Genomic DNA, 11,403 nt, shown 5'->3' with positions numbered 1-11,403 from the left:
ATTGTGACCGACTTGGCAACCCACAGCGAGATTTGGATCCGTCGCTTCCACCCGGCGCCCGGGGCTGGAACACGTTTGGTCGTGCTCCGCACGCAGGTGGTTCGGCCAGCTTCTACTTCCCGCTGTCCCGAGCGCTCGCGCCGCGGTTCGATGTGCTGGTGGGAGATGCCGACCCGAAGGTCACCCTGGAGGAGGCGGAAGCCTGGCGAGAGCACACCGAGGCTGAGGCCGATGTCCGTGTCTTCTCCGGCGGGCATTTCTTCAATGACCGAACGCCAGGACGAGGTGCTCGCGGTCATTACGGGCGGATCGCTTCGGTGATCCTCGCCAGGTCGCTGGACCAGACCGCGATGCCCCTGGGAGTCGGCGTGCACATCGTCACGGCAGTGAGGGATTGGGTATGAGCAGTTTTGCCGAAGCTGAGGCAAGTGCTGCTGCGCCGCTCAGCAGCAACAACACGCGGCGGTTCGTCGACTCTGCGCTGAGCGCTTGCAATGGCAGGTTTCCGACCACGCGTTTCCACTGCTGGCTGGCCGACCGGTTGGGCGAGAACAGCTTCGAGACCACTCGCATCCCGTTCGACCGCCTGTCGAAATGGAAATTCGATGCCAGCACTGAGAACCTGGTTCATGCTGATGGCAGATTTTTCACGGTAGAAGGCCTGCAGGTCGAGACCAACTATGGCGCGGCGACCTGCTGGCATCAACCGATCATCAACCAGGCTGAAGTAGGTATCCTCGGCATTCTCGTCAAGGAGATCGACGGCGTGCTGCACTGCCTCATGTCAGCCAAGATGGAACCCGGCAACGTCAACGTCCTGCAGCTCTCGCCGACGGTCCAGGCAACTCGGAGCAACTACACGCAGGCACATCGTGGCAGCGTTCCACCCTATGTGGACTACTTCCTCGGGCGGGGCCGCAGCCGCGTGCTGGTAGACGTGCTCCAGTCTGAACAGGGGGCCTGGTTCTACCGGAAACGCAACCGTAACATGGTGGTGGAAGTCGACGAGGAAGTGCCAGTCCTGCCCGACTTCTGCTGGTTGACCCTCGGCCAGGTGCTGGATCTCCTTCGTCAGGACAACATCGTCAACATGGACACCCGGACGGTGCTGTCTTGCATCCCGTTCCACGATTCCGCCACCGGGCCCGGACTAGCCGCCTCGGCGGAGCCCTTCCGGCAGGCGGTGGCCAGGTCGCTCTCGCACGGCATCGATTCGGCGAGTATTACCGAGGCGGTCGGTTGGTTCGAGGAAGCCAAGGCCCGCTACAGCTTGCGGGCAACGCGCGTTCCGCTCAGTAGGGTCGACAAGTGGTATCGCACCGACACCGAGATCGCCCACCAGGACGGCAAGTACTTCTCGGTGATCGCAGTGTCGGTGTCCGCGACCAATCGTGAGGTCTCCAGCTGGACTCAGCCGATGATCGAACCGCGAGAACCAGGTGAGATCGCACTGTTGGTCAAACGGATCGGAGGAGTGCTGCACGGTTTGGTCCGCGCTCGGGTAGAGGCTGGTTACAAGTCGACTGCGGAAATCGCTCCCACGGTCCAGTGCAGTGTGGCCAACTACCAAAGCACTCCGCGCAACGACTGGCCGCCGTTCGTGGACGACGTGCTCACCGCCGATCCCGAAACCGTGCGGTACGAATCGATCCTGTCTGAAGAAGGCGGTCGGTTCTACCAGGCGCAGAACAGGTACCGGATCATCGAGGTGCATGAGGACTTCGCGGCACGACCTCCGAGCGACTTCCGGTGGATGACCTTGGGCCAGTTGGGCGAGCTGCTCCGGAGCACCCACTCCTTGAACATCCAGGCGCGCAGCTTGGTTGCCTCCCTGCATAGCTTGTGGGCGTTGGGGCGATGACCAGCTCGATGCGAAAGCCGGTGCGCATCGGTGTGCTCGGGTGTGCTTCCTTCGCTTGGCGACGGATGCTGCCCGCGATGTGCGACGTGGCCGAAACAGAGGTGGTGGCGGTGGCGAGCCGTCATCCGGCGAAGGCCGAACGGTTCGCAGCACGATTCGAATGCGAGGCGGTGCTGGGTTACCAGCGGCTCCTGGAGCGGCCGGACATCGATGCCGTCTACGTGCCGTTGCCTCCTGGCATGCATGCAGAGTGGATCGGCAAGGCGCTTGAGGCAGGCAAACACGTGCTTGCCGAGAAACCGCTGACGACGACGGCGTCCGAAACCGCTCGCCTGGTCGGGCTGGCCCGGCGGAAGCACCTGCTGCTGCGGGAGAATTACCTGTTCCTCCACCACGGCCGGCACGACGTGGTCCGCGACCTGCTGCAATCCGAGGAGATCGGTGAGCTCCGGGAGTTCACCGCCGTGTTCGGGATTCCGCCGCTTTCCGACACGGACATCCGCTATCGCACCGAACTCGGTGGCGGGGCGTTGCTGGACATCGGTGTCTATCCCGCCCGTGCCGCTCGGCTCTTTCTCCTCGGTCCGCTCACGGTTGCCGGCGCAAGCTCGCACGAGGCTCATGAGTCGGGCGTCGACTTGTCGGGCAGCGTGCTGCTCCAATCGGAAGGTGGCGCCGTTGCCCACCTCGGATACGGTTTCGTGCACCACTACCGCAGCGCGTACGAGCTGTGGGGGAGTCGTGGACGAATCGTCATCGATCGGGCGTTCACTCCGCCCGCCGAGTGGCAGGCCGTGATCCGAATCGAGCGGAAGGGCGTTGTCGACGAGTTGTCCTTGCCAGCGGAAGATCAGGTTCGCAAGGCGGTCACCGCCTTTGCACGCGACATCAGAGCAGAGGCAGGCGTGGACGAACCTGCGGTGGCCGGAGATTCGGGCGAATCGATGATCCAGCAGGCCGCGCTGGTGGAGGCGATCGGTCAGGCCTGCCGGTGCGGGTCCACGTAGCCGTCCGGCATCCGCGGGTAGTAGTTCGCCTCGAAGCCTGACCGGGCATCCGGAAGCCGGCGGTGAAGCCGCTGGAGAGGCTCACCGCCATCCGCTCACCCGTCATCTCGCGGACCGCTGATCGCGGACGGCCCGGAGAAGTGCTCGTCGAACCAGGAGACGACCACTCGCGAGCTGGCCAGGGCAGCGGGGAAGTGAGCCAATCCGGAGAGCGGATGCCACCGCACCGGCGTACCCGCTGCGCGGTAGCTGTCCCGGAGTCGCTCGCCGAATGCGAACGGAACGATCTCGTCGTCCGTACTGTGGTAGACGAGCGTGGGGACCACCGGGCCGCCGTTCCTACCTGCGACGCTCTCCACCAGTCGTGCTCGCCATCGAGGGTGCTCGAAAAGGCCGGAAGTATCAAGGAAATCGCTCAGCTCGCGGCCGAGGAAGCGGGTGACGAGCTCCGGTGCGCCGAGCTCGCGCACTTGATCAACGGCGATACGACCCGCGTCGGTGAGCAGCTCGTCGAATGGCAGATCGGGGTAGGCGGCGGCATGCCCGACCAGGCCGGCCAGCACTGGCCCGGTGAACACCCCGTCATTTCGGTGGAGGATGTCCAGCAGATCGATCGGCACCGCACCTGCGGCCGCAGCGCGGATTGGCAATTCAGGGGCGTAGGTGGGGTGCAGTTCGCCGGCGAAGGCCGACGCTTGCCCACCCTGCGCATAGCCCCAGATGCCGACCGGGCAGTCGGTCCCCAGGCCCGAGCCCGGTAGCCGCTGCGCAGCGCGGGCGGCATCGAGCATGGCGTGTCCCTGCGGCCTGCCGACGGTGTAGGTGTGCGTTCCCGGAGTACCGAGGCCCTCGTAGTCGGTGATGACCACGGCCCACCCGCGGTCGAGCGCCACGGCGATCAGCTCGGTCTCCGGCTCGGTTCCGGTTCGGAGCAGGTAGGACGGGGCAACTTGGCTGCCGAGGCCGTGGGTGCCCACTGCGAAAGTGATGATGGGGCGATCTTCGCCCGGCCACGGGATGTTCGGCACCAGAACGGTGCCGGAGACGGCGTTCGGCCTGCCAATGGCGGAGTTGGACCGGTAGAGGATTTGCCAGACCTTGGCCGCGACGGGTTCGCCCGTGCTGCGCAGTGCCGTGACGGGCCGGGCCCTGATGAGCGTGCCCGGGGCACCCGGCGGCAGCGGCGTCGGCGGTCGGTAGAAGGGATCGTCCGCGGGTGCCCGCAGATCGTCGCCGACCAGGCTGGCGTGCTCGGAGGCCATCAGGACTGCTTCTTTCGCGCCTGCAGGAGCATGAAACCCATGCTTTCCTCGTTTCTGGCGTAATCCGGATGTTTCCGGTATTCCGCGACCGCGGCGATCAGCTGCGCTGGTCCCGGTCCGTGCTTCGCCGCGATGTCTCCCAAGTAGCGTTGCTGGTAGGTGCCGACAGCCGCAGGCTCGACGCCGGCGAGCTCATCGAGTTCCCGGAGCAACTCGTCGACATACCAGGAGACCATGCATCTGGTCTGCGCCGTGAGGTCGGTGACTTCGAGAATCTCGAACCCGGCTTCGCTTACCAGCGCGGTGAGGCTGTTCAAGGTATGGGCGGTCGTGCCGGTCCAAACCGCCGCGTACTCTTCCGGGAGTCGAGCACGAGTGATGATGTCCCCGAGGACGAACTGGCCGCCGGGTTCCAGGATTCGGTGGACCTCGCGGATCGCGGCAGCCTGGTCGACGATCTGTACCACGGACTGCATCGCCCATGCGGCGTGAAAGGAACCTTCCGGGTAGGGCAGCCGGGCGCCGTCGACTAGATCGAACCGAAGACTGTCGGCCAGTCCGGTCTCGTTGGCGAGCCTGGTAGCGGCGGCGAGATGTTCGGCGTTCACGGTGATTCCGGTGACTCGAACGCCTTTGGTGCGTGCCGCGCGGACTACGGGCTGCCCATTGCCACAGCCCAGGTCGAACAGGTGCGCTCCGGGGCGGAGCGCGGCCTTGTCGATGAACAGGTCGGTCAGGTGGTCGGCAGCGTCCGACCAAGGTGTGGCCCCGGCATCCTCCCGATACCCGCCCGCCCAGTATCCGTGGTGCAGGGCACGCCCTTGCGCCAACGCGTCGAAGATGGACTCCACCTGATCCGCGCTTGGAAAGGCCTGTGCGTTCGACCCTTTGCTGTTCACTTGTCCTCCGCGCTGTTCACGTCGGCCAGGTGCAAAATGTCGTCTAGACTCCTCGGCACCCAAGCAGGAACGGCGCCCTCGGCGTTGACGCCTTTCTCCAGGAACGCGATGTTGTGGTAGACGTGGAGGCCGACCACATTGCGTTCCAGGTAGCTCGGCTCGTACGAGCCCGCATGCGGCTGCTCCTCGTGTTGAACGCCTTCCAGCAGGTTCTTGAGCAGGCTGACCGTGGTGCCGGGCGCGGCCGGGGACTGCGCCTGCCCGCCGAATCCGGGAGCATAGGTCGTCCACAGATCCTCGATCACGTATACGCCACCGCTGCGCAACCGGGGAAACAGCGTTTCCAGGGACGTGCGCACATGTCCGTTGATGTGGCTGCCGTCGTCGATGATGATGTCGAACGGTCCGTACTCGTCGTCGACGGCGGCCAACTCCTCGGGCTTGCTCTGGTCGGCGCGGACGGTGTATAGCCGCTGCTGGTCGAGGAAGGACTTGTCGAAGACGTCCATCCCGAACACGAGGCCGCGGTGGAAGTAGCGCTTCCACATTTTCAGGGACTCGCCGCCGCCACCGTCGAAGTTGTAGCCACCGACACCGATCTCCAGGATGCGCACCGGGCGATCACGAAACTCGCCGAGATGTCGCTCGTACAGCGGGGTGAACCAGTGCAGACCGCCCCACTTGTCCGTGCGGTAGTGGGAGGCGAGCTGGTCGAGGTCGGGACGTCGGTGCCCGCAGCCGGCGACCACTGCGGAGATGGCTTGGAAGCCATCGGACAGTTCGGACGGGCCGGGTATCGAACCGGATGTGGTGGTTCGGAGGAAGTTGGTGCTCCTGGCACCGACGGCCCTCGGAGCTCCTGGGCCGAACAACTCGGCGATGAGATCGGTGAGCTCGTAACCGATCCGCAGCGGGACGTCTCCGACCGGTCGTTGCTCGGCCTTGATGAGCTCACCGGACTGTAGCTTCAGGACGAAGTCAACGGTCTCGACCCCGTGGGTGATCTGGACCGCGACCTCGGTCGGTTCGATGTCGGGGGCCGGTTCCGCGCGGAAGAGGATCTCCTCGATCAGCACGGGTGCGATCCTGGCCAGTCCGAGTTCGGTGGTCAGTTCGGCCAGACTCGCCGCACTGGATCCGGCGGCGAGGATGATGCGTTCCACGGTTTCGATCTCGTGCGTTGCGGACATCGTGACGGACTCCTCATGGCTGACCGGGTGAAAGCCGTTCCGGCGGTTTGATCGACAGGCCGTGCTGGAAGATGTTCTGTGGGTCCCACCGCGCTTTGGCCCGTTGCAGCCGCGGGTAGTTGTCCTTGTAGTACAGGTCGTGCCAGGCAACTCCGGAGGTGTTCCACAATGGATCGGCCAGGTCGGTGTCCGGGTAGTTGATGTAGGAGCCGTCGACACGGGTACCTGGCACCGGAACTCCGCCGGTTTCGGCGTACATCTCGCGGTAGAAACCACGAATCCAGGTCAGATGCCGCTCGTCCTCGGCGGGCTCCGACCAGTTCGTGACGAACAGCGCTTTGAGAACCGAGTCGCGCTGAGCGAGCGCTGTGGCCGACGGCGCCACGGCATTCGCCCTACCGCCGTAACCGAGCAGCAACAGCGCTGCTGCGGGGTTGTCGTATCCGGAGTCGGTCAGCCGCCGGTAAACCGTGGCTAGTTGCGCTTCGGACAGCCCGGTGCGCAAGTAGGCGGCCTTGACCTTGGTCCGCTGCCCGCTCGGCTCGCCGCCTTCGGCGAGCGATCCGGACACCTGGGTCGATCGCAACCACGGCAGGGTTTCCCGCAGCCCTTCGGCTGGAGTCACGCCGACCTGGTCGTTGATCGCCGATAGGTGTTCGGCCAAGGTGCGTTCCGCGTTCGGATCCGTGCCGTCCAGATGGATGTTCAGCGTGACGTAGCCGGCTTGGCGGTGTGCGCAGACGAGCGTGCTGAACAACCCGAGTTGCGTGGATTCCGGCGCGCTGTGCTGCTCGTACCAAGTGCCGAAGTTCCGTAGCAGGAGGGCGAATGACTGCTCTGTCAGTTCGCACCACGGCCAGTGGAACGATCGGAGCAGCACCGTCGCGGGCGGCCGTGGCAGGAGCTCCGAGGGGTCGGTGCTGACCACGTCCGGCGCTCGGAGCCAGAACCTGGTGACGACCCCGAAGTTGCCGCCACCACCACCGGTGTGCGCCCACCACAAGTCGTGACCGGCACCAATGGAATTCCGGTCGACCTCGACAATGTGCACTTCACCGGCCCGGTCGACCACGACGACCTCGACGCCTTGAAGGTAGTCGACGACCGAACCGAATCGGCGCGACAGCGGGCCGTATCCCCCGCCGGGGATGTGCCCGCCTGCGCCCACCCCGGGACATGCGCCGGTCGGGATCGTCACGCCCCAGTTCTTGAACAGGGTTCGGTATACCTGCCCGAGCGCGGCGCCCGCCTCGATCGCGAATGCCCCGCGCGTGCTGTCGAAGTACACGCGGTTGAGCTCGGAGAGGTCGACGAGCACCCGGATCGCCGGGTCCGCAACGAGATTCTCGAAGCAGTGCCCGCCGCTGCGCACCCCGACCCGCCTGCCGGTGCGCACGGCTTCGGCGACAGCGTGCACGACGTCTTCGGTGGAGCCGGCGATGTGGATGCGTTCGGGTTTTCCGGTGAAACGGGGGTTGTGCCCGACGACGAGGTCCGGATAACGAGGATCGCCGGGCTCGACGGTGATCTCTGTTCCTGGGGTTCGGCGATTCATGGTTGCTGGGTCATGGAAATCGGGCACCGCCCCTCCTTTGCTGACTGGTCCACTTTGTTCGCCCTCGGCCGAGATCATCCACGCGTCCGGGTGATTATCTGTGTGTTTCGGCTCATACGTGAAAGCTGGTCGCCTCCGCCGGCTCTACTTTGTGGATCGGTATCGCGGTGCGCATGGCGTCCTATGCGCAGGAACCGAAAAGGTGATGACTTTCCATGGGTGAGATCGCAGTTGCCCCCTGGTCGGTGGTGGAGCACTTGCTGCTCGCGGCGGGTGCGGGCACGGAGAGGCTCCAGGAAGCAGTGCAGGTGGCTGGACTGGAGGCGGTGGCCGACGCCATCGTCGACGAACTCGTCGTGCGTTGCGATCCGCTGTCGTTGGACGAGTCGGTGCGAATCGGCCTGGAGATCACTTCTGGCGCTCAGCTGGTCCGTAGAACCGTTGAGCTCGATCACGCAGGCCTGCGGCTCGCGGCGGTCGCCGAAGCACCTGCTGTTCTCCGGTTCGACGCGGTGGATCTGCTCGAAGGGCTCTTCGGCCCGGTTGACGGCAGGCGGCACAACAGCCGTGAAGTCCGTTGGTCGGACAGCATGACGCAGTTCTCCCCCGACCAGGGCCTGGCCGGCGCGCAGCGACTGCTGGCGTTCCGGAACAAGGTGTCCACCGCGGTGCACGCGGTGCTGGCCGCAGCCGCCACCAGGTGCTCGGACCTCGGTGAGCTGGCGGTCCGCTACGGATCCGACAAATGGGCGGACCTGCACTGGTACACCGAACACTACGAGCACCACTTCTCCCGATTCCAGGATGTCCCGGTGCGCGTGCTGGAAATAGGAATCGGTGGTTACCACGCACCCGAACTCGGTGGCGCTTCGCTGCGCATGTGGCAGCGGTACTTCCGGCGAGGTCTCGTGTACGGCCTGGACATTTTCGAGAAAGCCGGGAACGAAGGACACCGAGTGCGAAAGCTGCGAGGTGACCAGAGCGATGCGGAATTCCTGGCAGACATGGCGGGGAAGATCGGCCCGTTCGACATCGTCATCGACGACGGCAGCCATGTCAACGACCACGTCAAGAAGTCCTTCCATGCCCTGTTTCCGCACGTCCGCCCGGGTGGTTTGTACGTCATCGAAGATCTCCAGACGTCGTACTGGCCCGGCTACGGCGGCCGCGATACGGAACCCGCGGCCCAGCGCACCTCGATCGACATGCTCAAAGAACTGATCGACGGCCTGCATTATCAGGAGCGCGAATCGCGGCGCGGGACCGAGCCCTGCTACACGGAACGGAACGTGGCGGCCCTGCACTTCTACCACAACCTGGTATTCGTGGAAAAAGGGCTCAACGCTGAGCCTGCCGCGCCGGGGTTCGTGCCCCGGCAAGCGCTCGGCGTCGAGGACAGCTGAGCCGTTCACCAGCTGCGGCGCCAGTAGGCGCCCGTGCCGTCGATGTCGTGGATGGGTTCCGTGATCCCGAGTTCCGCGCGGAACCCCTTCACCGCGTCCTGGCAGGACGGCAGGACGTAGTCGTCGATGATGACGAATCCGCCCGGCGAGAGCTTCGGGTACAGGTTCCGCAAAGAGTCCATTGTGGATTCGTAGAGGTCGCCGTCGAGTCGCAGCACAGCGAGTTCCTGGATGGGGGCGGTGGGCAAGGTGTCCCGGAACCAGCCAGGGAGGAACCTGACCTGTTCGTCGAGCAGCCCGTAGCGGGCGAAGTTCTGCCGGACGGTCTCAAGCGGGACGCCAAGCACGTCGTTGTACTCGTGCAGCGCCATAGCCTGGTCCGACTCGTGGTCTTGCGCAGAGCTTTCCGGCATTCCCTGGAAAGAATCCACCACCCAGACGGTACGTCCGGTATCTCCGAATGCCTGGAGAACCGCGCGCATGAAGATGCATGCGCCGCCCCGCCAGACACCGGTCTCGGCGAAATCCCCGGGAACACCGTCTGCGAGCACGGCTTCCACGCAGTGCTGGAGGTTGTCCAGCCGCTCCAGACCGATCATCGTGTGCGCGACAGTCGGCCAGTCCGTGCCTTTGGCCCGAGCGGCCTGCCTGTAGTCGGTGTTGTCCTGCCAGACGTTCGTATGCGGCCGATCACCGTAGATCGTGTTGGTGAGTACCTTCTTGAGCAGGTCCAGGTACAACGCGTTCTGGGAGGGCATCGGTTCTCCGGATCCGTCTGTTCTCGGGTGAGCAGTTCGTCAGGCACCGATGGCCGCGGAGCTCTCCAGCGTCCGCACCAGCTCGGCGGGATTGGGCATGGCCGTGATCTCGTCGCTGAGTTTGGTTGCGGCAGCCGCGAAGCCGGTGTCGCCGAGCACTGTTGCGATGGAGCCGGTGAACTGTTCGTGGTCGGACTGGGCCTGCTCATCCGGCAAGCAGATGCCCGCCCCGGCAGCGGTGAGGTTGCGCGCGTAGTCGAACTGGTCGAAGTACTGGGGAAGCACGAGTTGCGGGATGCCGAGTCGGGTCGCGGTGAACGCCGTTCCCGAGCCGCCCGCGCAGATGACCAGCTCGCAGGTACGCAGGAACAGGTTGAGCGGGACCGATTCGGCGATCCGTGCGTTGTCCGGTAGGTCGGTGAGAAGTGCCCGGTGCTCAGGGGGAACGGCGATCACAGCCTCGACGCCGGGCAGCCCGGTGGCAGCCGCTACCGCGCGCAGCAGCGGAGCCGGTCCGGTGGCGTTCAGCACCATGCGGCCCATGCAGATGCAGACCCGCCGTGCTGAGGTGCGCGCCGCGCCCCAGGCCGGGAGTTCGCCGCTCCCGTTGTACGGCACGTACTGGACCGGAACGCCTCGCGGCGCGTCGCTTGCTTGCAGGCTAGGCGGGCAGGGATCGAGTATGAGCTCTGGAGTCGGCAGTCCGGCCAGTCCGTGGTGGCGGCACACCGGGTCGAGCAACTCGTGGGCTCGATCGCTGAAGGGGCCTGCGGTGGGGTCGACTCCCCAGCGGTGCAGCACGACCGGCAGGTCGAGCAATCCGCCGAGCACCCGGCCGATCAGCGCGCAGACGTCGACCAACAGCACTGACGGTCGCCAGGCCTCGGCCAGTCGAAGGTATTCGGGGAGCTGATCGAGCGAGCTCTGCACGACATAGGACGCGGTCTGTTCCCACAGTTGCCGGCCGGTCTCGGTGTCGCGCTGACCGAACGCCGGATTGGGAAAGCGCAGCCGCGTGGTGCTACCCGTGTCGCGGGTCTTGTCGTTCCCGCGGATCTCGGCCGTGGTGAGACCGGCGCCATGCGCGGTCGCCTGCAGCTCCGGTGGCGCGGCGACCAGAACCTCGTGCCCGGATGCTCGCAGCGCCCAGCACAGCGGCACCATTGCCATGAGATGCGTCGGATAGGGCAAGGGAACGACGAGTACGCGCATACTTCGGACCCCGGTCTCTTCCCCCGATTGGCGCAGCAACCCCTACTCCTGTTGGTCAGGAGTAGGAAAATGCGCTGCGTATGTCGATGGCCGTTGACGTCCAACGGACTTCCGGCGGCAATAATAGTGTGTCGCCGCAGGAGTGTCACGCCCCCATCGAGGATCTTTAGCTTGCCGCACCTGGTTTCACCCGTCTGAGTGAAATGCTTGAGCTTCGCTCGATCAGGGTGGGACAGACCTATACGCTGATCACCGT

The 11,403-nt window shown here is 65.2% G+C and carries 10 protein-coding genes; 4 read left to right on the top strand and 6 right to left on the bottom strand.

Annotated features, from left to right (window positions below; genetic code table 11):
- Nucleotides 1–158 precede the first annotated feature (158 nt).
- From DL519_RS46555 to DL519_RS16275, 3 genes are read left to right on the top strand one after another with little or no spacing between them, the layout of a single operon-like run.
- The gene (locus tag DL519_RS46555; protein WP_317891367.1) at nucleotides 159–404 is read left to right on the top strand and encodes a hypothetical protein; all 246 of its coding nucleotides are present in this window, start codon (nucleotides 159–161) and stop codon (nucleotides 402–404) included.
- Nucleotides 401–1,861 carry a dTDP-4-dehydro-6-deoxy-alpha-D-glucopyranose 2,3-dehydratase SpnO gene (spnO, locus tag DL519_RS16280; RefSeq protein WP_190816015.1) on the top strand — a complete coding sequence of 487 codons (1,461 nt, stop codon included), beginning with the start codon at nucleotides 401–403 and terminating at the stop codon, nucleotides 1,859–1,861. The genes DL519_RS46555 and spnO overlap by 4 nt, the downstream gene beginning before the upstream one ends.
- Nucleotides 1,858–2,868: a Gfo/Idh/MocA family protein gene (locus DL519_RS16275; protein ID WP_223839094.1), complete on the top strand. Its 1,011-nt coding sequence runs from the start codon at nucleotides 1,858–1,860 to the stop codon at nucleotides 2,866–2,868. The genes spnO and DL519_RS16275 overlap by 4 nt, the downstream gene beginning before the upstream one ends.
- A gap of 95 nt (nucleotides 2,869–2,963) precedes the next feature.
- Here DL519_RS16275 and DL519_RS16270 read toward each other — a convergent pair whose 3' ends face one another.
- The 4 genes from DL519_RS16270 to DL519_RS16255 are packed head-to-tail and all read right to left on the bottom strand — an operon-like array spanning nucleotide 2,964 to nucleotide 7,801.
- Complete coding sequence (locus DL519_RS16270; RefSeq protein WP_190816014.1) at nucleotides 2,964–4,130, bottom strand: lipase family protein; 1,167 nt, start codon at nucleotides 4,128–4,130, stop codon at nucleotides 2,964–2,966.
- Nucleotides 4,130–4,981 carry an SAM-dependent methyltransferase gene (locus DL519_RS16265; protein WP_190816012.1) on the bottom strand — a complete coding sequence of 284 codons (852 nt, stop codon included), beginning with the start codon at nucleotides 4,979–4,981 and terminating at the stop codon, nucleotides 4,130–4,132. The genes DL519_RS16270 and DL519_RS16265 overlap by 1 nt, the downstream gene beginning before the upstream one ends.
- Nucleotides 4,982–5,025: 44 nt before the next feature.
- Nucleotides 5,026–6,219: a class I SAM-dependent methyltransferase gene (locus DL519_RS16260; protein WP_190816010.1), complete on the bottom strand. Its 1,194-nt coding sequence runs from the start codon at nucleotides 6,217–6,219 to the stop codon at nucleotides 5,026–5,028.
- A gap of 13 nt (nucleotides 6,220–6,232) precedes the next feature.
- Nucleotides 6,233–7,801: an FAD-binding oxidoreductase gene (locus tag DL519_RS16255; protein WP_223839092.1), complete on the bottom strand. Its 1,569-nt coding sequence runs from the start codon at nucleotides 7,799–7,801 to the stop codon at nucleotides 6,233–6,235.
- Between the two features lie 188 nt (nucleotides 7,802–7,989).
- Here DL519_RS16255 and DL519_RS16250 point away from each other — a divergent pair, with 188 nt between their 5' ends.
- Nucleotides 7,990–9,177 (top strand): class I SAM-dependent methyltransferase, encoded by a 1,188-nt coding sequence (locus DL519_RS16250; RefSeq protein WP_190816009.1) that lies wholly within the window; start codon nucleotides 7,990–7,992, stop codon nucleotides 9,175–9,177.
- Between the two features lie 5 nt (nucleotides 9,178–9,182).
- Here the strand turns inward: DL519_RS16250 and DL519_RS16245 are convergent, their stop codons facing one another.
- Together DL519_RS16245 and DL519_RS16240 are read right to left on the bottom strand one after the other, a co-directional pair.
- Nucleotides 9,183–9,935, bottom strand: a complete 753-nt coding sequence (locus DL519_RS16245) for a TylF/MycF family methyltransferase (RefSeq protein WP_190816008.1) — start codon at nucleotides 9,933–9,935, stop codon at nucleotides 9,183–9,185.
- Nucleotides 9,936–9,974: 39 nt separating this feature from the next.
- On the bottom strand, nucleotides 9,975–11,147 hold the full coding sequence (locus tag DL519_RS16240; protein ID WP_190816007.1) for a nucleotide disphospho-sugar-binding domain-containing protein: 1,173 nt from the start codon (nucleotides 11,145–11,147) through the stop codon (nucleotides 9,975–9,977).
- Between the last annotated feature and the right edge of the window lie 256 nt (nucleotides 11,148–11,403).

This window comes from Saccharopolyspora pogona (genome assembly GCF_014697215.1).
GTDB lineage: Bacteria > Actinomycetota > Actinomycetes > Mycobacteriales > Pseudonocardiaceae > Saccharopolyspora > Saccharopolyspora hattusasensis.
Note: the sequence above shows the minus strand (reverse complement) of the source record. Positions and strands in the feature narration are given on the sequence as shown.